Here is a 22,199-nt window from a genome sequence, read left to right as displayed (position 1 = left end):
GCTCAGATGCCGCGTGCCGGGCGCATTTTGAAGCCGAAGCCGGTCTCGCCCTTGGCATCGGCGGTGGCCTCCATCATCTCGATGCTCTCCTCGCGGTGCGCGGGCGGGATCACGAAGCGCTCGTTGAAGGTGGCCAGGCTGGTGAGGCGGAAGATGGCATCGGCCTCTGAGCCGCTCGTGCGGCCGTTGCTCAGCGCTTCTTCCACTTCCTCCTTGGGCAGGTCGCCCACGGTGGCATCGCGGCGGTGGATCTTCACGGCGAGCAGCTTGCGCAGCACGTTGCGCACTTTCTCCTCATCGCCTGCGGTGAAGAGGCTGGCGAGGTATTTCATCGGAAGACGTGCGGTCTCCACACCGCCCCAGAGGCTCTTGGTGGTGCTGTCGTACACGCCGTCGGCGTCCACGCTGGCCATGGCGGGCAGCATGGGCGGCACGTAGAACAGGTTAGGGATGGTGCGGAACTCCGGGTGCAGCGGCAGCGCGATGCCCCACTCCTTCACGAACTTGTACACCGGGCTGAGCTGCGCGGCGCGGAGGGTGCTCTCGGCCACGCCGTTGGCGCGCGCGGCGGCCATCACGTTCTCATCGAAGGGGTCCAGGTACATGCCCAGTTGCAGGTCCAACAGGTTCTTCTCGTCGGCGCTGGCGACCTCGTGAATGCGGTCGGCATCGTAGAGCATCACGCCGAGGTAGCGGATGCGGCCCACGCAGCTGTGCATGCAGGCAGGCGCCTGTCCGCTTTCCAGGCGGGGATAGCACAGGATGCACTTCTCGCTCTTGCCGGTGTTCCAGTTGTAGTAGCTCTTCTTGTAGGGGCAGGCGGTCACGCACATGCGCCAGGCGCGGCAACGCTCCTGGTTGATCAGCACCACGCCGTCCTCGCCGCGCTTGTAAAGGGCGCCCGAAGGGCAGCTGCCCACGCAGGCCGGGTTGAGGCAGTGGTTGCAGATGCGCGGCAGGTAGTGGAAGGTCATGCGCTCCAACTGGAACAGGCTCTCCTGCTCGGCGGGGCTCAGGTCCTTGAAGTTCACGTCCTGCCGGGCGTAGTCGGGCGATCCGCCCATGTCATCGTCCCAGTTCGGGCCGGCCTGCACGTCCATGGGCTCACCGGTCACCAGCGAAACGGCGCGCGCGGTGGGCTGGTCGTCGCCTTCGGGCGCGGTGAAGAGGTCGCTGTACTTGTAGGTCCAAGGCTCGTAGTAGTCCTCCAGCACCGGCATGGCCGGGTTGTGGAAGATGTTCTTGAGGCCCTTGAGCTTGCCGGCGCCACGCAGCGAAACGCTGTTGCCATCCTTCACCCAGCCGCCTTGATAAATGTCCTGGTTCTCCCATTTGGTGGGATAACCCGTGCCGGGTTTGGTCTCCACGTTGTTCCACCACATGTATTCTGCGCCTCTGCGGTCGGTCCAGATGTTCTTGCAGGCGACGGAACAGGTGTGGCACCCGATGCACTTATCGAGGTGGAACACCATGGATACCTGTGATCTGACGTTCATCGTCGTAGTGTTTGCGGGTTATCAGAATTCGACCTTGTCCATTTTGCGCACCAGGACATGGGTGTCGCGGTTCACGCCCACGGGGCCCCAGTAGTTGAAGTGGTAGCTGAACTGTCCGTAGCCGCCCACCAACAGATTGGGTTTGAGATGCACGCGGGTGAAGCTGTTGTGGCCCCCGGCACGGCGCCCGCCGCGGATCTGCGATTTGGGCACGGTGTAGGTGCGCTCCGGGCTGTGGTACACGATGCACACACCACGGGGTATGCGCGCGCTGACGCACGCACGGGTGCAGTACACGCCGTGGTCGTTGTACACCTCCACCCAGTCGTTGTCCTTGATCCCGATGGCCTTGGCGTCCTCCTCACTGATCCAGCAGGGCTCCATGCCGCGCGAGAGGGTGAGCATGCGCAGGGTGTCTCCATACGTGCTGTGAATGTGCCACTTCCCGTGGGGGGTCAGCACGTTCAGCATCTTGGCCTTTCCATCGTTCACCGTCTTGCGCAGGTCTCCGTACACCTGTGGCGTTGGAGAAGGCTTGTAGGTGGGCAGGTGCTCGCCGAACATGATGTAGCCGTCGTGGTCCAGGTAGAAGTGCTGGCGGCCGGTGAGGGTGCGCCAGGGGATCAGTTTGTCCACATTGTAGGTGTAGGCGCAGTAGGCGCGGCCGTTGTTCATCAAGCCGCTCCACAAGGGCGACGTGTTGTAGCGGCGGGGCTGCGCCTGCAGATCCTTGTAGTCGATGCGCACGTCGGCGCTGCCCTCGCCCAGGTCGGCCAGTGCCAAGCCGCTCTTCACCTCCATGTTCTTGTAGGCGCGCAGGTTCAGCTTGCCGTTGGTGAGTGTGCTCAGGCTGAGCACTGCGTTGCAGGCCTCCACGTCCTCGCGCACGCTGGGCAGGTGCTTGCCATTGTACTTGTAGAGGTGGCGCTTGTCCTCCAGCATCTCCTTGTACACGTCGTCGGCCATGAAGCTGTTGCCGTGGGCTCCGAGGGTGCTGGTCAACAGCCGCTCGCCCAGGCTCACGTACTTGTCGTACACCTTGGTGTAGTCGCGCTCCACCAGCACCATCTTGTGCATGGTCTTGCCGGGTATGGGCTCGCACTCGCCCTTGGCCCAGTCCTTCATGGTGGGCTGCGTCACTTCATCAGCACTATCGTGCTGCAGAGGCACGTTCACCAGATCGGTCACCGGGGTGGGCAGGTAGTGCTTGGCCAGCGCGCTCACCTTCTTGGCGATGGCCTGGAAGATCTGCCAGTCGGTCTTGGCCTCCCATACGGGCGCCACGGCCTCGCTCAGCGGGTGGATGAAGCTGTGCAGGTCGGTGCTGTTCAGGTCGGCCTTCTCGTACCACGATGCTGTTGGCAGCACGATGTCGGAGTAGAGCGCCGAGGTGTCCATGCGGAAGTTGATGTCCACCACCAGGTCCATCTTGCCCGAGGGCGCGCTCTCGCGGTACACGATGTCCTCCACCATGGGGCCGGCCACCTCGTCGGCGATGTCATTGTGGTGGGTGCCCAAGTAGTGGTTGAGCATGTACTCGTGGCCCTTGGCGGAGCTCATCAGGGCATTGCCGCGCCAGATGAACCAGTTGCGCGGGAAGTTCACCGGATCGTCGGGGTCAACCACGCTGTGCAGGAGCTGCTTGCTCTTGAGCTGCTCCACCACGTAGCTCTTCACCTCGTCCTCGCTGGAAGCACCGGCTGCGCGGGCCTCCTTCACGATGTCCAGATTGCTCTTGTTGAACTGCGGGTAGAAGGGCATCCAGCCGTTGCGAACGCTCATCACCACCCAATCGGCGGTGTGCCTGCGGGCCCTGGGGTCGCAATCATCGGGCAGGCTGTTGTAGTCCGCTTGGTTGTTGTCGTAGCGCCATTGGTCGCTGTTGATGTAGTGCCAGATGGGTGCCTGCTGCAGGCGGTTGGCGGCCTGCCAGTCCTTGGCGGCCATGATGGTGCCCCAGCTATCCACCGGTGCCAGCTTCTCCTGGCCCACGTAGTGGTTCATGCCGCCGCCGTTCTTGCCGTTGCAGCCGGTGAGCATCTGCGCCATGATGCTGGCGCGGTACATGAGGTTGCCGTGGAACCAGTGGTTGATGGCGGCGCCCACGATCACCATGCACTTGCCATCGGTGGCCTCGGCGGTGCCGGCCCATTCGCGGGCGAACTTGATCACCGTCTTGCGCCCAACGCCGGTGAAGATCTCCTGCCAGGCTGGGGTGTAGGCCTGCTGCTTGTCGTCGTAGCTGGCGGGGTACTCGCCGGGCAGGCCGCGGCCCACGCCGTACTGTCCCATGATCAGGTCGTAAATGGTCACCACCGGCACGCGGCGGCCGTCGTGGGTGCCCACATAGCGCACGGGCACCCCGCGCATGGCCTTCTTATCGAGTCCGAACTCGGTGAACTCCACCTGCAGCACTTCATCATGCTTCGTCAGGAAGGAGAGCGCGGGATCGTAGGTGGTGTTGTCCTCACCGTCCTCGTACTTGAGGTTCCAGTTGCCCTGCTTCTTGTCCCAGCGGTAGCCCATGGTGCCCTTGGGGCTCTTCAGTTCACCGGTGGCCTCGTCGGCGCAGAGGAACTTCCAATCGCCGTTGGCGATGCCCTTGTACTTGGCGAGCTGATCGGCGCGCAGCATGCGGCCGGGCTTGAAGCCCTTGCCAGTCTGCTCGAGCTCCACCAGCAGGGTGCTGTCGGTGTAGCGCTTCACGTACTCGTGGAAATAGGGCGTGCGCTTGTCCACGTGCCATTCCTTGAGGATCACATGGGTGACGGCCATCCAGAAGGCGCCGTCGCTGCCGGCGTGGCAGGGGATCCACTGGTCGGCGTGCTTGGCCACCATGCTGAAGTCGGGCGACATCACCACGGTCTTGGTGCCGTTGTGGCGAGACTCGCTGAAGAAGTGGATGTCCGGCGTGCGGGTCATGCCCAGATTGGCGCCCATGCTCACGCAGAACTTCGAGTTGTACCAATCGGCGCTCTCGCACACGTCGGTCTGCTCGCCCCAGATCTCGGGGTAGGCGCAGGGCAGGTCGCAGTACCAATCGTAGAAGCTCAGGTTCACGCCGCCCATCAATTGCAGGTAGCGGGCGCCAGCGGCATAGCTCAGCATGCTCATGGCCGGGATCGGCGAGAAGCCGATGATGCGGTCTGGCCCGTACTTCTTGATGGTGTGGATGTTGGCCGAGGCGATCAGCTCGAGCACCTCGTCCCAATGCACGCGGCGGAAACCGCCCTTGCCCCGCGCGCGCTGGTAGCGCTTGCGTTTCTCGGGGTCGTTCTGCAGGTTGGCCCAGGCCTGCACCGGGTCGCCCTTGGTCTTCTCCTTCTCGGCCTTGAACAGGTCGAGCAGGGCGCCGCGCATCAGCGGGTACTTCACGCGGATGGGGCTGTAGAGGTACCAGCTGTAGCTGATGCCTCGCTGGCAGCCGCGGGGCTCGTAGGGCGGCAGGCCCTCTTCCAGCAGCGGGTAGTCCAAGGCCTGCATTTCCCACACTACGATGCCATCCTTCACATGGATGTTCCAAGAGCAGCCACCGGTGCAGTTCACGCCGTGGGTGCTGCGCACCACTTTATCGTATTGCCAGCGGTTGCGGTAGAACTCCTCCCACTGCCGCGTCTTCGGCGAAATGATGTCCTCGATCCAGCTCATGAGCGTGTCGTTAATGGATGGGTTGTCAGATGGACCGGATTTGCCTGTCCAGGATGTCTTGCTTCACTGAGCCTTTGAGGCGGTTGCGCCAATGCAGGCCGATCAAGGCCAGGATCACCAGCAGGCCGCCCCCGCCGAACACGGCGTACGGCAACGCCGCCAACTGCACCGGTGCCTTACCGCTTTCCAGATGGGCCTGCTCCATGAAGGCCGCCAGTTGATGGATCTCCGCCTCGGTGAGGGGCGCGTTGCCATAAGTGCTGGCCATGGCCGGGAAGGGCGGTGCGTTGAGGATGCCCGCTACGCCCGCGTGGCCCATGCGGCCGAAAGCACCAGTAAGGTCCTTGGCAAGAGCGCCGCCGACCATGAGCGAGGTGTGCGTCACGTTGTGGCAGCTGATGCAGGCCGCGCCCCCTGCGCTGAAGGCCGTTCGGCCGCTGAAGAGGTCACGCCCGCCCAAGCGGTCGGCATCGGTGTACACGATGGGTGCATCCGCTTCGGCCGGAACGGCAGCGCCGGAATCGGCTACGGCGACCGGCTTGCCTTGGGTGGCGATGTATTCCAGGATCAGGTCGATATCCCCCGCGGCCAATGCGATGTCGGTCATGATCAGCTCATTGTTCTCCTTGAAGACCGCCACGGCATCCGGGTCGCCGCGCTTGATCATGGTCTGCGAGCTCTTGATGAACTCGTGCAGCCACTCCTTGCTGCGCTTCTCGGTGACGCCGGTGAGGTCCGGCCCCACCAACCGCTTGCCTAGCTTATGGCAGGCCGAGCAGTTCTGCTTGAAGAGGGTCTCGCCATCCTGGGCATTGACCTGCAAGGCCGCGAAGACCATCAGGACGATGGCCGTTCGCAGGAGATGTGTGAAGGATCGCATGGCTTGTTCGCGTGGTTCGTTCTAAGTTGCCGCCCCGCCGATACTCGGCTTCGTGCGTTGCAATGTTCCGGGCTGCCGCCGAGTTGAAATATGACTTGCATCATCTAGTGCGGCATGCCGGCTCAAGTGCATCGGAACGCCGCGATCGCCGCGGGCTGGAGCCCGTGCATACGGATCGACCGCTTCGTTGAGGGCGCCGGGCCAAGCGCCTGCTCGCTGTGCAGATCCGCGCATCGTCACGTTGCATTCCACTTCCTTGGTGCGCCGCTCAAGGCCCTGCTGGTCCACCGAGCGCGCTGGAAGGACCGGCAGGCGTGGGGTGCGCTGCCGTTGACGGGCCCCGGGCACGCGCTGGGCGATCCTCGATACCCGGCTAATGGGAGGATGATGGTCATCAGGGATGGCCAGATCCAACCGCTGTACAATTGCAGCGTTGTACCCCTGATGTCATAACGCCATGTCGATCCACAAGCAAGTGGAGGTGCGCAGCCGCATCTGGATCACCCGGAAAGGGCGGTCCTACCTCGGAAGCGGGCGCGTTGAACTGCTGGAGCGCATCGGAGAGACGGGCAGCATCAGTGAGGCGGCACGTCAGCTTCGCATCAGTTACAAGAAAGCCTGGGAGATGGTGGAGGCCATGAACGCGTTGGCGCCGCGCCCTTTGGTGGAGCGCAGCACGGGCGGGCGCGGAGGTGGCGGCACGTCGCTCACGGCCCAAGGCCGCCGCGCCGTGCAGGGCTTTCGCGACTTGGACGAGCGCTGCAAGGCGTACGTGGATGGCCTGCTGCATGAGATCGATCTTTGAGCCATGGGCCTACTGTCCTCCATTGACCCGCTGTTCCTGGCCCTGGTGCCGGTGGTGGCCTTCTTCTATGCATCCGTGGGCCATGGCGGGGCCAGCGGGTATCTGGCCTTGATGGCCCTGTTCAGCGTGGCACCGGCGGAGATGAAGACCACCGCGCTGCTGCTGAACCTCTTCGTGGCGGGCATCGCCTTCGTGCAGTACCGGCGCGGGGGGCACTTCAGTTGGAAGCTCTTCCTCCCTTTCGCCGTCGCATCGGTGCCTGCCGCATTGCTCGGCGGGCTCATCGCGGTGGATGAGACGATCTACCGCCGCGTGCTCGCCGTACTGCTGTTGGTGGCCGTGTGGCGCATCGTGCAATGGCCCAAGGAAAAAGGCGAGCCGCATCGCGATGTTCCGCTGTGGGCCGCCTTGTCCGCCGGCGGCGGTATCGGTTTCTTCTCAGGCATGATTGGCATTGGCGGAGGCATCCTGCTCAGCCCGCTCATCCTGCTCATGGGCTGGAGCGACCTGCGCGGCACGGCGGCCGTGTCGGCGCTCTTCATTTGGGCGAACTCTTTGGCGGGCATCACCGGCAGCCTGCTTTCGGGCCAGGCCATCACCGCTGGCATGTGGCCTCTGGTGGCATTGGCGGTCGTGGGTGGGCTCGCAGGGGCCTGGTACGGCAGCTTCCGCGCAGCTGACCGCCCCCTTTCCTACTTGCTCGCGGCCGTGCTCATGGTGGCCGGCGGTAAACTGTTCCTCACCTGATCGGATGGTCGGCCAGCCCAAGAACATCCGAATTCGAACCAATGGGTCGGCACTACATTTCACCAATGACACGGATACTGTACTTCGGGATGCTTGCGGAACGCACAGGCACGGCGCAGGAAGCGCTGGACGCCGTGCCCGCGACCGTGACCGCGCTGCGCGCCGAATTGTTGCGGCGCCATCCTTCGCTGCAGGGACTCAGCTTCCGATTCGCGGTGGACCAGCAACTTGCCGACGATAGCACGCCCATCGCGCCCGGTGCCGAGGTGGCCTTGTTACCGCCCTTCGCCGGCGGATGAACCGCATCGCGCATGGACCGCTACGCACGCCAGATCGTTCTGCCCCACGTGGGTGCCGAAGGGCAGGCCCGACTCGCGGCAGCGCGCGTGCTGGTGGTGGGTGCGGGCGGCTTGGGCTGTCCAGTGCTGCATTATCTGGCGGCGGCCGGTGTGGGCCACCTGTGCATCGTTGATGGCGATGTGGTCGACATGACCAACCTGCACCGTCAACTGCTGTACAGCACGACCGACGTAGGCAAGGGCAAGTCCGCCGCCGCCGCCCATCGCCTGCGCGGATCGGGGTACGAATGCGCGATAGAGGCAGTGGCCGAACACCTGCGTCCGCGCAATGCCCGCGCCTTGATCGCGCGCCATGACGTGGTGGTTGACTGCACCGACGACCTCTTCACGCGTTACCTGATCAACGATGCCTGCGTGCAACTGAACAAGCCCTTCGTGCATGGCAGCTTGCACCGCTTCGCCGGGCAGGTGGCCGTGTTCAACCACGCGGGCGGGCCCACCTACCGCTGTGCCTTCCCACAGGAACCCGGACCTGGCCAAGTGCCCGATTGCGCCGATGCCGGTGTGCTGGGCGTGCTGCCCGGTGTGGTGGGCGCCCTGCAAGCCACCGAGGTGCTGAAGCTGCTGCTGGGCACCGGCGGGCTGGTACACGATGGCATCCTGCTGGTGGACCTGCTCGCGCAGCAGCATCGAAGGATGGTTCTTCGCCGCGATGCACAGCAGGAGGCCAAGGCATTGCTGCGCGACATCGATGCGGAGATCACGCACGCCGCTGCTTGCGCAAACGATGGCCTCGGCATGGAGCCGCAGGAAATGCAGCAGCGGCTCGCAAGCGGTGAGCGCTGGCAGTTGCTGGATGTGCGGCAACCGGACGAGACCCCGCGCATCGCCGCACTGGAAGGGCACCGCATTCCGCTGGACCAACTGGAGCATCGCGCGCAGGAGCTCGATCCCGCGCTCCCCACCTTGGTTACCTGCGCCTCCGGCGTGCGCAGCCGCATGGCCGCGCAATGGCTGCAACGCCAGGGCTTCGCCACGGTGCGCTCGCTGATCGGCGGCGTGCGGGCCTGGCCACTGCTCGAACACGAGCCCATCATCTCCACGCAACGATCCGATCCCGCATGAGCACCACCGCTGAGCAGCCCAAGGTGAAGAGCATCTTCTTGCAAGGGCCCATCACGCCCGAACGCATCGCCACCTCCATCGCGCACCATCAGGTGAAGACCGGCATCGGCGCGCACGACATCTTCCTGGGCCAGGTGCGCGCCGACGAACTGGATGGCCGACGCGTGGCCGCCATCGAGTACAGCGCTTACGTGCCCATGGCAGATGCCGCGATGCACCGCATCCGTGAGGAGGCCTTCGCGCGCTGGGGCCTCACCTGCATGCACGTGCATCACAGCCTGGGCCGCGTGGAGGCCGGACGGATCTGCCTGTTCGTCTTCGTGAGCGCGCCGCACCGTCAGGCCGCGTTCGATGCTTGCCGCCACGTGGTGGAGGAGATCAAGGCGCATCTGCCCGTGTTCGGAAAGGAGATCTTCGATGATGAGGGGCATTCATGGAAATCCAACAAATGATCTTCGCGACTCCGGGTCAGGCCCGGAGCGACAAGTCATGATCGACATCACCCACAAACCCACCACCCTGCGCGAGGCCACGGCGCAAGCCATCGTGCGGGTGAGCGCGCAGACCACCATGGATGCCGTGCTGGCGGGCACCGTGCCCAAGGGCAATGTGTTCGAGATGGCGCGCGCCGCAGGCCTGCTTGGCGTGAAGCGCACGCCCGACCTGCTGCCCGACTGCCACCCGATCCCCATCGAGGAGGCGCGCGTGGCCTACCGCACCGAGGGCCTCGACATCGTGATCGAGATGCACGTGCGCGCGATCTACCGTACCGGTGTGGAGGTGGAGGCCATGCATGGCGCTTCAGTAGTGGCGCTCACCATCTATGACATGCTCAAGCCCATCGACAAGGGCATCGAGATCCTGGGGATCAAGCTGCTGGAGAAGAAGGGCGGCAAGAGCTCCTTCAAGGACCGCTTCCGCAAGGAACTGCGCGCCACCGTGGTGGTGTGCTCGGATACCATCGCTGCGGGACAGAAGGAGGACAAGGCGGGCCGCGCCATCGCCGCGCGGTTGCAGGAGGTCGGTGTGGCGGTGGGCGAGCCGTTGGTGATCCCCGATGAAGTGGACCGCATACAGGCCGAGCTGCACCGTGCGGTCGAAGCGAAAATGGACCTGCTGGTGTACACCGGCGGCACGGGCCTCTCGGTGCGCGATGTGACGCCCGAGGCGCTGGGGCCGCTGCTGGACCGAGAGATCCCCGGTGTGGCCGAGGCCATCCGCGCGCACGGGCAGCAGCGCACACCATACTCCATGCTCTCGCGTGGCGTGGCCGGTGTGGTGGGCCGTACCTTGGTGCTGGCGTTGCCAGGCAGCACGCGCGGTGCCGTGGAATCCATGGATGCCGTGTTCCCTTCCCTGCTGCACGCCTTCAACATCATGGGCGGCGCGCGCCACGATTGAAGCAAGAGCGATGTTCAGTTACGACAGCCGGCACAAGATCATCGTGGGCATCCTGATCATGATCTGGGCGGCGTGGCATTTCCTCTCGCGCGATCCGGTGCAGGAGCATTACGCCAACGGCCAGCTGAAGCGCGCCGGCGGCCAGGTGGACAACCTGAACCACGGCTTGTGGACCTGGTACCACGAGAACGGCCGCAAGCAGATGGAAGGCCGTTTCGAGCATGGGAAGCGCGTGGGTCCATGGGTCACCTTCGAGGTGAATGGTGACACGCTCACCTTGGCCCAGTACGCAGCCGACCGTCTCAACGGCGACTACATCGAGTACGGCCCGGGCAACACGAGGCAACGCACGCTCACCTACCGCAATGATCGCCTGGTGGCTGGTGGAGGTGAACAACCCTGATCGCTCCGCGTTCCTTTTCAGCATGAACCTGCGCATCCTGCCGCTCCCGCTGGTGGGCCTGGCCATGCTGGCGGGCGTGTTCGGCGGCATGGTGCGCCTGGGCTGGGGCCTGCCTTTGACCACGCCGGCAGCGCACCACGGGCTGCTGATGACGGGTGGCTTCCTGGGCACGCTCATCATCTTGGAGCGCACTGTGGTGCTGCCCTCTCGGTGGTGGCGACTGTTCCCGCTGCTTTCGGCCATGGGTACCCTGCTGTCACTGGCCGGCCAGTTGCGCCCGGCGCTGATCGCCATGATGGTGGCCAACCTGGGCCTGACCGGGGCGTATGCCGGGCAGATGCGCCACCACCGCGAGTCGCATTGGTACCTCTTCGTGGCCGGTGCGCTATGCGGGCTGCTGGGCAACGCGGTGTTGTGGCACGGCGCGCTGGTGCCGGCCGCCACGCCGTGGTGGATCGCCTTCATCCTGCTCACCATCGTGGGCGAACGGCTGGAACTGACGCGCTATCTACCTGTGCCGCGCTGGGCGAAGCTCGTGTTATGGGTGGTGCTCGCGGCCTTCCTTGCCGGCGTGCTGCTGCCCTTCCACGGCGCGGGACCGAAGGTGCTCGGCGTGGCCACCGTGGCCACGGCGCTGTGGCTGATGCGCTACGACATGGCACGCGTGGGCGTGCGGAAGGCGGGCTTCCACCGCTACGTGGCGGCGGGCCTGCTGGTGAGCTATGGCTGGTTGCTGCTGCACGGGGGGCTGCTGCTGCTGGGCGAAGCGCACCTGTTGTTCTACGACCTCTACCTGCACACCTTCTTCCTGGGCTTCGCATTCTCCATGATCTGGGCGCACGCGCCGATCATCCTGCCCTCGGTGCTGCGCAGCCCGCACCGGCCCTACCATCAGCTGCTGTGGTTGTTCTGGGCGCTCTTTCAACTCACCCTCCTGGCGCGCATCCTCTTCGCCTGGATGGAGCGCCTGGACCTGCGCCGCCTCTTCGGGGTGGCGAACGGCTTCGCGATCGTGCTGATGTTCGCTGCCATGGCCGTGATCATGGTGATGCGCGCGCGGCGGAGCGAGCGATCGCCGGCTTGATCATCCCGGACAAGGTGCGCTGCCTTCCCGGGTAACGGCGCTACGGCAACTCGAAGCGCGTGCTCCACTCCTCTCCAGTAGCGCTCCGACGGGCGGTCACCTGCAGGAAGGCGTCCTTGTCCTCGCGCTGCAGCATGCGCGATACCACGATGCTGTCCGGCTGCGCGTCGGGCCCGCCGTCCTTCACGATGGGATCGCCGGGCCGGGGCAGGAAGGGGTAGAGGATGGTGAGGCGCTCCTCCTCGGTGGTGGCCATTTCGCTGGCCGCTTGGAAGAGCAGTTCCTCGAGCTTCTCGCTCACGATGGTGTCGTTCACGGCGTGGCGCGCATCGTCCTTCAAGGCCGTGAGCCAGGCATGGAAGCGATCGAGCGTGCGCTCATGCAAGGTGTTGTGCCACTCGGGCGGGAAGGGCGGCCGCAGGTGCTTGTCCCCATTGAACCAGAAGGCGAGCGTGGCGGTGAAGAGCTCGCTGGCGGCGACCTGTTCGCGGGTGAGGGTGCTGGAGGGTGAGGTCATCGTGGCCATGGGATACGCAGGGTGGATGCGGTGTGCAAGGTGCGATGCGTGGCTGAGCGCTCGACTGATGCGCGTCACCTTTCCGCGCTGCTGAAGGACTTGGTGGGCATGCTGGATCATTGGCGGAGGAAGCAGCGTGATCTTGCCCTTGACCGGTGTTCGCCTCCATGAAGTCCATGACGTGTGTCATGATCCATCAGGAGCGATGCGCGTTCATTCGCACGATGGTCTGACCGCGAAGGTCCAGCTATCGACTTGAGCGAACGGAAGCATGGAAGAGCGCGCGACCGGCAGGTCTCACCGCATGTTGCTCCTCAACACACTGGCATTCGTGCTGTGTTTCGCGGCGTGGATGATCAACGGAGTGCTGGTCACCTATCTCGTGGACCACGGGGTGTTCGACTGGAGCACGGTGCAGGTGGGCTGGTTGTTGGGGATCCCGGTGCTCACAGGGTCGGTCTTCCGCCTGCCCATGGGGATCCTCACGGACCGATATGGGGGCAAGTGGGTGTTCACGCTGCTGCTCCTAGCGGCGGCGCTGCCGATGTTCCTGCTCTCTTTCATGGATTCGTTCGTGGGGTTCGTCGTGATGAGCTTCGGCTTCGGCCTGGCGGGCGCGGGCTTCGCAGTCGGCATCGCCAATACGTCGGTGTGGTACCCCAAGCGGCAGCAAGGCCTTGCGCTGGGCATCTTCGGGGCGGGCAATGCGGGTGCGGCGCTCACCACCCTGTTCGCGCCTACGCTGCTGATCCACTTCACGCAGGATGGTGCCGACCTGGAGGGCTGGCGCCAGTTGCCGCGTCTATATGCCGCTGTGCTCACCGCCATGGCGGTGGTCTTCGCCCTGTTCACCGTCAACCGGCTGCCCACCACCGAGCCGCGCACCATGCGGTCGCTCCTGAAGCCGCTGGGCAGCGTGCGCGTTTGGCGCTTTGGGCTCTACTACTTTCTGGTGTTCGGCTGCTTCGTGGCCTTCGCGCAATGGCTGGTGCCCTATTATGTGAACGTGTATGGTGCCTCACTCGTGCTGGCCGGTCTGCTCACCGCGTTCTTCAGCTTTCCCTCGGGCGCGATCCGCGCACTGGGCGGGTGGATGAGCGACCGTTGGGGCGCACGGCGCGTGATGTACTGGGTGCTGGGGTCTTCGTTGGTGATCAGCCTCCTGCTCGTGGTGCCGAAGATGGAGGTGATCTCGCCGGGCCGTGGCGTGATGGCGACCCAGGATGGCGTGGTGGAGCGCGTGAGCGAGAGCCTGGTGCGCGTCAATGGTCGCGACTATCCATTGGTAGGACGCGACTATGATTTCGACCTGGCCGACGCGCGGCAGTTGATCATGCCCACCAAGGACGGTTGGCAGCAGCCGGTGGTGGAGCAGGGTGAAGCTGTCGCGAAGCGGCAATTGCTGGCCAAGGGTGTCACGCGCATCTACTTCCAAGCGAACATCTGGGTCTTCACCGTGCTGGTGATCCTCATCGGCTGTGTCTGGGGCATCGGCAAGGCGGCGGTCTACAAGCACATACCCGAGTACTTCCCGAACGAGGTGGGCGTGGTGGGCGGCATGGTGGGCGTGATCGGCGGGCTGGGCGGTTTCTTCTGCCCGATCCTCTTCGGTTACCTGCTGGACAGCACCGGCCTTTGGACCAGCTCGTGGATGCTCATGCTGCTGATCTCCGTCGTGAGCCTGTGGTGGATGAACCAGGTGGTGAACCGCATGCAACGGGCCCACGCCCCGGAACTGAAGGACCGCTTCGAGCGGCATTGATGGACACATGGACACGGGTGTTCGCATGGGGCCCGAGGATGCTGTGCCGCTTTGGGCCTTGCCGCGAACGGGTGATCGCTGTCTTGCCGCGCCTGTGAGGATGACACGATCCATGCTCGAGGGCGCGCAGCGAGCGGTTCCATGGGGTGTGGTTGCGATGGCAAACGTGTGCTTCACAGCGGACATGAGCAGCAATAGGGCGATCGCATGATGCATATCACATCCCCTCCTGTCAGAGATCATGGACCGGGAACATTGCGGCGCGGATCATTGCACCCGCGTTGGCGCTAACGCCATTGCACCTGCCGATGGGAAAGCCGGAGCTGCTCGACTTCAGCAAGGAACGGATCAGGGTGCTGCACTACACGTGGATCGCCTTCTTCCTCACCTTCTTCGTGTGGTTCAACATGCCACCGCTGGCCACCACCATGCTGGAGACGGTGGATTGGCTGACCAAGGAGCACGTCAAGGTGCTGGCCATCTGCAATGTGGCGCTCACCATTCCCGCGCGCATCGCGATCGGGGCCATGATCGACCGCTAAGGCCCGCGGCGCGTGTTCAGCGGGCTGATGGTGGTGATGATGATCCCTGCCCTGGCCTTCGCCTTCGGCAACAGCTTCGTCCAACTGCTCATCGCGCGTCTGGTACTGGGCTCCATCGGCGCCGGCTTCGTCATCGGCATCAAGCTGGTGGCCAACTGGTTCCCGCCGAAGATGGTGGGCCGTGCGGAAGGCTTCTATGCTGGCTGGAGCAACTTCGGATCGGCGGCGGCCGCAGGCACACTGGCCTTCTTCGCCATCACCATGTTCAATGAGTGGATGGGCATGGACCTGGAGAAGAGCTGGCGCTGGTCGCTGGCCATCAGCGGGCTCTTCTGTGGCGCGTACGGCTTCGTCTATTGGTTCATTGTGAAGGACAACCCGGACGGTGCCACGGTGAAGATGGCCAAGAAGACCGAGCCCATGAAGGTGAGTTCCTACACCGACCTTGTCCAGTACATCCGCTGGTCCATACCCTTGGTGGTGGCGATCGGCGTGCTCGCATGGAAGCTGCAGACCGTGGTGTTCACCGATGACGATGGCGTGAAGGGCGTGCTCTTCAGCGAGCAGGTGCTGTGGGGGATCTGGGGCGCGCTGGCCGTTGTGATGGTGATTCATGTGGTCAAGGTGCTGCAGGTGAACCTGCCCTATTTGCGTGCCGGGGTGCCCGCCAACGGGCGTTACCCGTGGAGCAGCGTGGCGGCGTTGAACAGCACCTACTTCGCCAACTTTGGTGCGGAGCTGGCGGTGGTGTCCATGCTGCCGATGTTCTTCCAAACGGTGTTCGCGGGCCTGGCGAACGATGCCGGGGAGTTGATCATGACCCCGCAATTGGCAGGGCTGGTGGCGGGGTCCTTCGCCTTCGTGAATCTGATCGCCCGTCCGTTGGGCGGTCTGATCTCCGACCTGATGCCCAGCCGCAAGCTCACCATGATGGTGTACATGTTGGGCATCGGCCTGGGCTTCCTGGGCATGGCGCAGATCGGCGCCTACGGCGAGGTGGTGGACGGTGAGCAGCAATTGGTGCCCATGTACAGCGGCATCTGGTGGTTGTGGGTGTCGGTGGGCATCACCGTTCTTTGCTCTTTCTTCGTGCAGGGCGCTGAAGGGGCCACCTTCGCCATCATCCCGAACATCAACCCGCACATGACGGGCCAGATCGCGGGCATGGCAGGCGCTTATGGCAACGTGGGGGCCGTGATCTACCTGGTGGTCTACTCCTTGGTTGACGCCAAGACCTTCTTTTACATCGTGGCCACGGGCGCCTTCGTGAGCTTCCTCTTCTGCCTGGGCATGCTGAAGGAGCCGCGCAAGGACCTGGGCTTCCATCACTGATCGCACGCATCGTTCACACCCACCAAACCACCTCCCCACATGTCAACCTGGCTGAAGACCTGGGATCCTGAAGACAGCGCGCAATGGACGCAGGGCGGAAGCCGCGTGGCGTGGCGCACACTCACGATCACCACCATCGCGCTGATCCTCTCCTTCGCCACCTGGTTCATGATGAGCGCCATCGTGACCAAGTTGCCGGGCATCGGCTTCACCTTCACCACCAACCAGCTCTTCTGGCTGGCGGCCATGCCTGGGCTGGCGGGCGGAACCTTGCGCATCGTGCATACCTTCCTGATCCCTATTTACGGAACGCGCCACACCATCGTCGTCTCCACCTTCATCAAGCTGCTGCCCTGCATCGGCATCGGCCTGGCCGTCATGGATCCCACAACGCCTTATTGGGTCTTCATGGTGCTGGCGCTCACGGCAGGCTTCGGCGGCGGCGATTTCAGCAGCTACATGCCCAGCACCAACCTGTTCTTCCCGAAGCGCCTGAAAGGATCGGCCTTGGGCATCCAGGCGGGCATCGGCAATTTCGGCGTGAGCCTCGCGCAGTTCATGACCCCCGCCATGCTCGGCGTGGCCATCTACGGCGCGCCGCAGATCTTCCGCTCGCCCGCCGCGCCCGATGGCAAGGAGATCTTCCTGCAGAGCGCCGCCTTCTGGTACGTGCCGTTGCTGCTGATCATGACCGTGGTGTGCTGGTGGGGGCTGCGCAGCGTGCCCATCAAAGCCAGCTTCCGCGAGCAGCTGGACATCTTCAAGGAGAAGCACACCTGGTACTGCACCATCACCTACGTGATGACCTTCGGCACTTTCGCCGGTCTCTCGGCCGCCTTCCCCATGATGATGAAGGCGCTCTACGGCAACTTCCCTGGCGCGCCCGATCCGCTGAAGTACGCTTTCTATGGCCCCTTGATCGGCTCGGCCAGCCGCGTGCTCTTCGGCTTCGTGGCCGATCGCACCGGTGGCGGCGTGCTCACCACCATCACGGGCATCGGGCTGGTGGCTGGAAGCCTGCTGATGCTCTTCCTCGGCCTGCTGGCCCCCACTTCGCTCGACCAGTTCCCCATGTTCGTGGGCGTGATGCTCGGCATGTTCTTCTTCGCTGGCATCGGCAACGCGGCCACCTTCCGGCAGTACCCGATCATCTTCGCCCACAACCCGCGGCAGGCCGCTGGCGTCATCGGCTGGACCGCCGCCGTGGCCGCCTACGGTCCCTTCATCTTCTCGGTGATCATCGGCGCGGTGATCGGCGCCAGCGGCAATGCCAACGGCTTCTTCTGGGGCCTGCTCGCCTTCCTGCTGATCGCCACGTGGGTGAACTGGAATTTCTACCACCGCAAGGGCTGTATCAGGCCCAGTTGATGAGAATGGCCGGAGTGGTGAGAACGGTAGGAAAGATGAGATCGGTCAGAATGAAGAATGGCGTGAGTGGAGGAGACACCGGAAGCGTCCGAAGGAATCTGAGCAGCAGAGCGATCCCAACCCCTGAACTCCATCACCGAACATGAGCAGCAAGACCATACCCCCTGCGGGCTATCAAGCATTCCGCCAGCGCTTCCCGAAGGTGGCCGAGCGCTACGAGGCACTTGGCGATGCGGTGCATGCCGAAGGGCCGCTCACTGACCGCGAGCGCGCTCTGGTGAAACTGGCCATCTCCGGTGGCGCCAGCAAGGGCACGGCCTTCGTCGCGCACATCCGCAAGGCGCGCGAGGCAGGCGTGGAGCGCGCTGCCATGGAGCAGGTGGCCCTGTTGCTGCTGCCTACCATGGGCCTGCCCGTGATGATGCGCGCGCTGCACGCCATCGACCGCGCCTACCAAGAGGAATCCTGAACAACATACCCACATGAGAACCTGTACCGCACGCCTTCCGATCGCACTGCTCCTCGCGGTCCTGCTGCTTGCATCGGCCGCTCCGCTCTTCGGCCAGTTCACTGTGGGCGGGCAGATCCTGCAGCGCAGTGACTTCCGCAATGGATACGGCAAACTGATCGATACCACGCAGAGCCCCGCCGTCTTCATCGGCCACCGCGCGCGCATCCATGCGCTCTACACCCACGAGAAGGTGCGCTTGCACGTGAGCGTGCAGGACGTGCGCACCTGGGGCAACACCGAGCAGACGAAGGCCACCGACGCGTTCCTTTCCGTGCACGAGGCCTGGGCGGAGATCCTGTTCAACGCCCACTGGAACCTGAAACTCGGGCGGCAGGAGCTCACCTACGATGAGGCGCGCTTCCTCGGCAACCTGGACTGGGCACTGCAGGCGCGCGCGCACGACTTCGCGCTGCTTCGTTACGAGAAAGGCGCCACCAAGGTGCATGTGGGCGGTGGCTACAACGTGGGCGCTGAGAGCCTGGCACAGCAAGCCTACGCTGTTCAGAACCAGTACAAGGACGCGCAATTCCTGCGCGCCGAGCAGCGCTGGGGCGGTTTCACCATCAGTGCCATGCTCTGGAACAACGGCTTGGAGCAGCAGACCATTGACAGCACAGGAGCCGTGGTAAGCTACATCACACGACACAGCCAGACCTTCGGCCTGCCCACCCTGCGCTATGAGCGTGGGCGCTTCACCGTGGGCGGCTTCTTCTATGCCCAGGCGGGCAAGGACCGCACCAACCGCGACCTGGAGGCCTACGATGCCGGCGCCTCGGCGAGCTATGCGTTGCCGTTGGATTCCGCCCGCGGTTCGGCCCTGCGCTTCACCCTGGGCGCCGAACTGCTCTCGGGCACCGCGCAGAACGCCACCGACAACGTGAACCGTTCCTACAACCCCTTCTATGGCACCAACCACGCGTGGAACGGCTACATGGACTACTTCTACGTGGGTGGCCGCTGGGGCAGCAGCGTGGGCCTGATGGATGCGCACCTGCGCCTGCGCTACGATCCCGGCAAGCGCACCTTCATCTCCCTCAACGTGCACGATTTCCAGGCCGCAGCCGAGGTGCTGCGCAACGGCGAGAAGATGGACCGCCGCCTGGGCACCGAGCTGGACTTCACCGTGGGCCATCTGCTCAACGAGGTGGTGTCGCTGCAATTCGGCTATTCGCACATGCTGCCCACTGAGACCATGGAGAGGCTGCAAGGTGTGGCGGCACCCGCCTCCGTGCAGAATTGGGCCTACCTCGCGATCCTGTACCGGCCGAACATGAAGAACCGATTCACGGGGCTGAAGTTCTGAGCGGTGACGATCGGCTGGTCCTGCGCGTGTGCGGGATGAGCTGCGGACATCGCCGGTGGCCAAGGGGCCTTCGCGATCACCGAGGCTTCTTGCGCGCGGGACTGAAGAGGGTCTTCACACGCTGATCGGCCGCTGCGAGCTCGAAGCGCGTGGCATCAAAGCGGCCAGCCCATGCGCGATAGTGGTCGTGCTCCGGGTGCTTCGGGTCGGAGAGCGCTTGCAGCATCATCGCGTAACCGGCCATGCCGCCGCAGTCCTCGGGCGGACAGGCCAAGGCGCCCGCCGTGCAGCCTGGTGCAGTGCCGGCAGGAAGCCCCTTCTCCAGCAACACATTGTGCAGCCAGCCATCGCCAAAGTCGTATTCGTACACGCACCGGTCCTTCGGTGCGGTGAGCACCTTGCCCACCGGGACCTCCGCAGCCTCCAGCACCTTGTCATCGCCGAAGCCGAAGTCCGCGAAGTCCTCGTCCACCTGGCCGATGCGGTAGCCCTCGGCCTTGAACTCGTACAGGTGCGCGTTCTCCCAGCCCATGGCCGATTGGATCGCCAGGTGCAGCTGCATGAAGTCGATGCCGACGGGCACGACGATGCGCCGCCAGATCGGAGGCTTCGACCACTTCAGGGTGATCTTCAATTGAAGGGCTTCATCTTTCTTCATGGTCGCGGATCCAGCGGCGCGAACCTACGGCGTGATGATCCGCGCATACCCTGAACCACCTCGGGCTACGCATGCATCGCCGGTACGGCGGCTTCGGGTAACGATCTTCATGCCCCTCAACCTCCACGGCCGATGCGGGCGTCGCCGCTACGGCCTGCCCTCCCCCGATGACCTCCATCATGTTCCATCCCCCGCCTCCCCCGCATCTTGCGCCTCGATCGCCCGGCCAGGGCTTTTCTTTGACCCAGCGTAATGACCGCACGAACATAACGACATGAAGATCATCGACCCCGCCACCGGCAAGCGCATCGACGGCAAGAGCGCCAGCGAGCTGGACCTCAAGAAGCTCAAGCATGCCGACCCCCTGCAGCGCGAGGTGGAGAAGGAACTCAACGCATCGGAGCACTCGCCCATGGACCCGCCCGACGCGTACGGCGGCACGGTGATCGACGCGGTGGCCTACGATGAGCTGCACCCACTGATCCAGCGGTACATGACCGAGCATCGCAAGGCCGAGGAGATGATCGACCGATTCGAGCAGGCCATGGCGCGTTTCAAGGATGCCCGCTACCGGCTGGACGAGAGCATCAACAACGATTTCCGCGAGTTCTTCACCTACTTCGACGACAAGGTGCTGGACCACAACCGCCGCGAGGAGCGCCAGCTCTTCCCCCTGCTGCACCAGCGCCTCGTCCAGAGCGGCGAACGCAGCACCGGACCTGAACCCACCACCGCCGTGGACCTCATGGAGGACGACCATGTGAAGTTCATCCAGCTCGGCGCGCTCGCGTTCAACCTGCTGGGCCTCGCCGCGCGCCTGCCCGATCAGCGCTCGGCCGTATTCACCTACGACGCTGCCTTCGATGCCGCGCGGGAGCTCACCGAAGCCCTGCGCCTGCATATCCACCGCGAGGACAGCATCCTCTTCCCCTTGGCCCACAAGCTCCTGGAGCGCGAGGAGCTCGACCGCATCAACGCCTGACCAACGTCGCCATGCAAGGCCCTTTCGCACCGCTCACCGACACCTTTGGGCGAAGGCACGATTACCTGCGCATCTCCCTCACCGAGCGCTGCAACATGCGCTGCACCTACTGCATGCCCGAGGAGGGCATCCCGCTGCGGCCCCGTGCCCACTTCATGCGACAGGAGGAACTGCTGGGGATCGCGCGCGAATTCACGGACCTGGGCGTACGCAAGATCCGCCTCACCGGTGGCGAACCACTGATCCGCCGCGACGCCGATGAGATCATCCTCGGACTGGCGCAGCTCCCGGTGGAACTCGCCATCACCACCAACGGCATCCTCGTGGACCGCTTCCTGCCCACCTTCCGCGCCGCCGCACTGCGCAAGGTGAACGTGAGCCTCGACAGCCTGCGGACCGATCGCGTGGCCGCCATCACCCGCCGCGACCATTTCCATCGCGTGCGGGACAACATCGCGCTGCTGCACCGCGAAGGCTTCGACCTGAAAGTGAACGTGGTGCTCCTGCGCGGTACCAACGACGACGAGATCGCCGACTTCGTGCAGTGGAGCGCCACGGAGGGCATGCACGTGCGCTTCATCGAGTTCATGCCCTTCGATGGCAATCGCTGGGATATTCGTCTCGCTGTGCCGCTCGCTGAGATCCTTGGCCGCGTGCATGACCGCTTCGGTGCCGACGCCGTGGAGAGCCTGCCCGGCGCAGCCCACGACACCGCGCGCCTGTACCGCATCAAGGGCGCGAAGGGCAGCTTCGGCATCATCGCCACGGTGAGCAATCCCTTCTGCGACACCTGCAACCGCCTGCGTCTCACCGCCGATGGCAAGCTGAAGAACTGCCTGTTCTCCGGCGGCGAGACCGACCTGCTCACCGCCCACCGCGCTGGCGCCGACATCCGTCCGCTCATCGTGGACAGCGTGCTGCACAAGAAGCGCAGCCGCGGCGGCATGGACACCCTGGACCGATTGAGCGATCCAGCCTGGCACACCGGCAACCGAACGATGGTGGCGATAGGGGGGTGAACGATCTGCCCACATCGATGGGTACCTGGCTGAGGACCGAAGGAAAGGCGTTGATCATGATGCCGCACGAGCAGCCCGGCGCGACACGTACCGAGGTGGCCGGTACGCACGGCGATGCGCTCAAGATCCGTCTCGCCACGCTGCCCGTGGACGGTAAGGCGAACGAGGCGCTGATCGCCTTCCTCGCCGAGGCCTTCGGCGTGCCCAGGAGGCAAGTGGAACTGCTCAGCGGACACGCCAGCCGAAGCAAGCGGGTGCGCATCAACGGAGCGACACCTTGGTCCGCGATCTTCCCGCGTATCTCATAGGGAACAGCG

22 protein-coding genes are annotated in these 22,199 nt (G+C 64.4%); 17 read left to right on the top strand and 5 right to left on the bottom strand.

Features of this window, described 5'->3' with window-relative positions; genetic code table 11:
- Window positions 1-2: 2 nt before the first annotated feature.
- Genes narH through IPJ87_07270 form a run of 3 tightly spaced genes read right to left on the bottom strand, consistent with a single transcriptional unit; the run spans window position 3 to window position 6,024 of the window.
- Window positions 3-1,496, bottom strand: coding sequence for a nitrate reductase subunit beta (gene narH / locus IPJ87_07280; protein MBK7941663.1), 1,494 nt, complete (start codon window positions 1,494-1,496; stop codon window positions 3-5).
- A 21-nt stretch (window positions 1,497-1,517) separates the two neighbouring features.
- Window positions 1,518-5,144, bottom strand: a complete 3,627-nt coding sequence (locus IPJ87_07275) for a nitrate reductase subunit alpha (GenBank protein MBK7941662.1) — start codon at window positions 5,142-5,144, stop codon at window positions 1,518-1,520.
- Window positions 5,145-5,169: 25 nt separating this feature from the next.
- A complete protein-coding gene (locus IPJ87_07270; GenBank protein ID MBK7941661.1) occupies window positions 5,170-6,024 on the bottom strand; it encodes a cytochrome c in 855 nt (284 codons plus the stop codon).
- A 457-nt stretch (window positions 6,025-6,481) separates the two neighbouring features.
- Between IPJ87_07270 and IPJ87_07265 the strand changes: the two genes are divergently transcribed.
- From IPJ87_07265 to IPJ87_07230, 8 genes are all read left to right on the top strand, one after another.
- On the top strand, window positions 6,482-6,829 hold the full coding sequence (locus tag IPJ87_07265) for a LysR family transcriptional regulator (GenBank protein ID MBK7941660.1): 348 nt from the start codon (window positions 6,482-6,484) through the stop codon (window positions 6,827-6,829).
- Between the two features lie 3 nt (window positions 6,830-6,832).
- Window positions 6,833-7,576 carry a sulfite exporter TauE/SafE family protein gene (locus tag IPJ87_07260; GenBank protein MBK7941659.1) on the top strand — a complete coding sequence of 248 codons (744 nt, stop codon included), beginning with the start codon at window positions 6,833-6,835 and terminating at the stop codon, window positions 7,574-7,576.
- 65 nt (window positions 7,577-7,641) lie between these two features.
- Window positions 7,642-7,875: a MoaD/ThiS family protein gene (locus tag IPJ87_07255; GenBank protein MBK7941658.1), complete on the top strand. Its 234-nt coding sequence runs from the start codon at window positions 7,642-7,644 to the stop codon at window positions 7,873-7,875.
- Between the two features lie 12 nt (window positions 7,876-7,887).
- Entirely contained in the window at window positions 7,888-9,000 is a 1,113-nt protein-coding gene (locus IPJ87_07250) for a HesA/MoeB/ThiF family protein (GenBank protein ID MBK7941657.1), read from the top strand.
- Complete coding sequence (locus IPJ87_07245) at window positions 8,997-9,452, top strand: molybdenum cofactor biosynthesis protein MoaE (protein ID MBK7941656.1); 456 nt, start codon at window positions 8,997-8,999, stop codon at window positions 9,450-9,452. Before IPJ87_07250 ends, IPJ87_07245 begins: the two co-directional genes overlap by 4 nt.
- A gap of 37 nt (window positions 9,453-9,489) precedes the next feature.
- On the top strand, window positions 9,490-10,401 hold the full coding sequence (locus IPJ87_07240; GenBank protein ID MBK7941655.1) for a bifunctional molybdenum cofactor biosynthesis protein MoaC/MoaB: 912 nt from the start codon (window positions 9,490-9,492) through the stop codon (window positions 10,399-10,401).
- A 10-nt stretch (window positions 10,402-10,411) separates the two neighbouring features.
- A complete protein-coding gene (locus IPJ87_07235; protein MBK7941654.1) occupies window positions 10,412-10,804 on the top strand; it encodes a hypothetical protein in 393 nt (130 codons plus the stop codon).
- Between the two features lie 22 nt (window positions 10,805-10,826).
- Window positions 10,827-11,888 carry a hypothetical protein gene (locus IPJ87_07230; protein ID MBK7941653.1) on the top strand — a complete coding sequence of 354 codons (1,062 nt, stop codon included), beginning with the start codon at window positions 10,827-10,829 and terminating at the stop codon, window positions 11,886-11,888.
- 40 nt (window positions 11,889-11,928) lie between these two features.
- Here the strand turns inward: IPJ87_07230 and IPJ87_07225 are convergent, their stop codons facing one another.
- Window positions 11,929-12,414, bottom strand: a complete 486-nt coding sequence (locus IPJ87_07225; GenBank protein ID MBK7941652.1) for a hypothetical protein — start codon at window positions 12,412-12,414, stop codon at window positions 11,929-11,931.
- 262 nt (window positions 12,415-12,676) lie between these two features.
- On the opposite strand from IPJ87_07225, the gene IPJ87_07220 reads away from it, so the two are divergent.
- The 6 genes from IPJ87_07220 to IPJ87_07195 all read left to right on the top strand — a co-directional run bounded on the left by IPJ87_07220 (window position 12,677) and on the right by IPJ87_07195 (window position 19,223).
- Window positions 12,677-14,167, top strand: a complete 1,491-nt coding sequence (locus IPJ87_07220) for a NarK/NasA family nitrate transporter (protein MBK7941651.1) — start codon at window positions 12,677-12,679, stop codon at window positions 14,165-14,167.
- A 308-nt stretch (window positions 14,168-14,475) separates the two neighbouring features.
- The gene (locus IPJ87_07215; protein ID MBK7941650.1) at window positions 14,476-14,709 is read left to right on the top strand and encodes a hypothetical protein; all 234 of its coding nucleotides are present in this window, start codon (window positions 14,476-14,478) and stop codon (window positions 14,707-14,709) included.
- Window positions 14,710-14,721: 12 nt separating this feature from the next.
- Complete coding sequence (locus tag IPJ87_07210; GenBank protein ID MBK7941649.1) at window positions 14,722-16,041, top strand: MFS transporter; 1,320 nt, start codon at window positions 14,722-14,724, stop codon at window positions 16,039-16,041.
- A 39-nt stretch (window positions 16,042-16,080) separates the two neighbouring features.
- Window positions 16,081-17,409: an MFS transporter gene (locus IPJ87_07205; protein ID MBK7941648.1), complete on the top strand. Its 1,329-nt coding sequence runs from the start codon at window positions 16,081-16,083 to the stop codon at window positions 17,407-17,409.
- A gap of 142 nt (window positions 17,410-17,551) precedes the next feature.
- On the top strand, window positions 17,552-17,878 hold the full coding sequence (locus IPJ87_07200) for a carboxymuconolactone decarboxylase family protein (protein ID MBK7941647.1): 327 nt from the start codon (window positions 17,552-17,554) through the stop codon (window positions 17,876-17,878).
- A gap of 13 nt (window positions 17,879-17,891) precedes the next feature.
- The gene (locus IPJ87_07195) at window positions 17,892-19,223 is read left to right on the top strand and encodes an alginate export family protein (GenBank protein MBK7941646.1); all 1,332 of its coding nucleotides are present in this window, start codon (window positions 17,892-17,894) and stop codon (window positions 19,221-19,223) included.
- 76 nt (window positions 19,224-19,299) lie between these two features.
- Here the strand turns inward: IPJ87_07195 and IPJ87_07190 are convergent, their stop codons facing one another.
- A complete protein-coding gene (locus IPJ87_07190; GenBank protein MBK7941645.1) occupies window positions 19,300-19,881 on the bottom strand; it encodes a plasmid pRiA4b ORF-3 family protein in 582 nt (193 codons plus the stop codon).
- A 274-nt stretch (window positions 19,882-20,155) separates the two neighbouring features.
- Between IPJ87_07190 and IPJ87_07185 the strand changes: the two genes are divergently transcribed.
- Genes IPJ87_07185 through IPJ87_07175 form a run of 3 tightly spaced genes read left to right on the top strand, consistent with a single transcriptional unit; the run spans window position 20,156 to window position 22,190 of the window.
- Complete coding sequence (locus IPJ87_07185; GenBank protein MBK7941644.1) at window positions 20,156-20,863, top strand: hemerythrin domain-containing protein; 708 nt, start codon at window positions 20,156-20,158, stop codon at window positions 20,861-20,863.
- Between the two features lie 11 nt (window positions 20,864-20,874).
- The gene (gene moaA, locus IPJ87_07180; protein MBK7941643.1) at window positions 20,875-21,882 is read left to right on the top strand and encodes a GTP 3',8-cyclase MoaA; all 1,008 of its coding nucleotides are present in this window, start codon (window positions 20,875-20,877) and stop codon (window positions 21,880-21,882) included.
- Between the two features lie 17 nt (window positions 21,883-21,899).
- Window positions 21,900-22,190: a DUF167 domain-containing protein gene (locus tag IPJ87_07175; protein MBK7941642.1), complete on the top strand. Its 291-nt coding sequence runs from the start codon at window positions 21,900-21,902 to the stop codon at window positions 22,188-22,190.
- Window positions 22,191-22,199: the final 9 nt, after the last annotated feature.

It is taken from the genome of Flavobacteriales bacterium, assembly GCA_016713875.1.
Classification (GTDB): Bacteria; Bacteroidota; Bacteroidia; order Flavobacteriales_F; family PHOS-HE28; genus PHOS-HE28.
The sequence above is the reverse complement of the archived record's forward strand: the minus strand, read 5'-3'. Positions and strand labels throughout refer to the sequence as shown.

Bases quoted from the DNA above. Each gene is read 5' to 3' on its own strand.
- narH (MBK7941663.1), bottom strand. From the start codon at position 1,496: ATGAACGTCAGATCACAGGTATCCATGGTGTTCCACCTCGATAAGTGC.
- IPJ87_07260 (MBK7941659.1), top strand. From the start codon at position 6,833: ATGGGCCTACTGTCCTCCATTGACCCGCTGTTCCTGGCCCTGGTGCCG.
- IPJ87_07275 (MBK7941662.1), bottom strand. From the start codon at position 5,144: ATGAGCTGGATCGAGGACATCATTTCGCCGAAGACGCGGCAGTGGGAG.
- IPJ87_07270 (MBK7941661.1), bottom strand. From the start codon at position 6,024: ATGCGATCCTTCACACATCTCCTGCGAACGGCCATCGTCCTGATGGTC.
- IPJ87_07265 (MBK7941660.1), top strand. From the start codon at position 6,482: ATGTCGATCCACAAGCAAGTGGAGGTGCGCAGCCGCATCTGGATCACC.
- IPJ87_07240 (MBK7941655.1), top strand. From the start codon at position 9,490: ATGATCGACATCACCCACAAACCCACCACCCTGCGCGAGGCCACGGCG.
- IPJ87_07190 (MBK7941645.1), bottom strand. From the start codon at position 19,881: ATGAAGAAAGATGAAGCCCTTCAATTGAAGATCACCCTGAAGTGGTCG.
- IPJ87_07255 (MBK7941658.1), top strand. From the start codon at position 7,642: ATGACACGGATACTGTACTTCGGGATGCTTGCGGAACGCACAGGCACG.
- IPJ87_07205 (MBK7941648.1), top strand. From the start codon at position 16,081: ATGTCAACCTGGCTGAAGACCTGGGATCCTGAAGACAGCGCGCAATGG.
- IPJ87_07215 (MBK7941650.1), top strand. From the start codon at position 14,476: ATGGGAAAGCCGGAGCTGCTCGACTTCAGCAAGGAACGGATCAGGGTG.
- IPJ87_07245 (MBK7941656.1), top strand. From the start codon at position 8,997: ATGAGCACCACCGCTGAGCAGCCCAAGGTGAAGAGCATCTTCTTGCAA.
- IPJ87_07235 (MBK7941654.1), top strand. From the start codon at position 10,412: ATGTTCAGTTACGACAGCCGGCACAAGATCATCGTGGGCATCCTGATC.
- IPJ87_07220 (MBK7941651.1), top strand. From the start codon at position 12,677: ATGGAAGAGCGCGCGACCGGCAGGTCTCACCGCATGTTGCTCCTCAAC.
- IPJ87_07225 (MBK7941652.1), bottom strand. From the start codon at position 12,414: ATGGCCACGATGACCTCACCCTCCAGCACCCTCACCCGCGAACAGGTC.
- IPJ87_07175 (MBK7941642.1), top strand. From the start codon at position 21,900: ATGGGTACCTGGCTGAGGACCGAAGGAAAGGCGTTGATCATGATGCCG.
- IPJ87_07250 (MBK7941657.1), top strand. From the start codon at position 7,888: ATGGACCGCTACGCACGCCAGATCGTTCTGCCCCACGTGGGTGCCGAA.
- moaA (MBK7941643.1), top strand. From the start codon at position 20,875: ATGCAAGGCCCTTTCGCACCGCTCACCGACACCTTTGGGCGAAGGCAC.
- IPJ87_07195 (MBK7941646.1), top strand. From the start codon at position 17,892: ATGAGAACCTGTACCGCACGCCTTCCGATCGCACTGCTCCTCGCGGTC.
- IPJ87_07230 (MBK7941653.1), top strand. From the start codon at position 10,827: ATGAACCTGCGCATCCTGCCGCTCCCGCTGGTGGGCCTGGCCATGCTG.
- IPJ87_07200 (MBK7941647.1), top strand. From the start codon at position 17,552: ATGAGCAGCAAGACCATACCCCCTGCGGGCTATCAAGCATTCCGCCAG.
- IPJ87_07185 (MBK7941644.1), top strand. From the start codon at position 20,156: ATGAAGATCATCGACCCCGCCACCGGCAAGCGCATCGACGGCAAGAGC.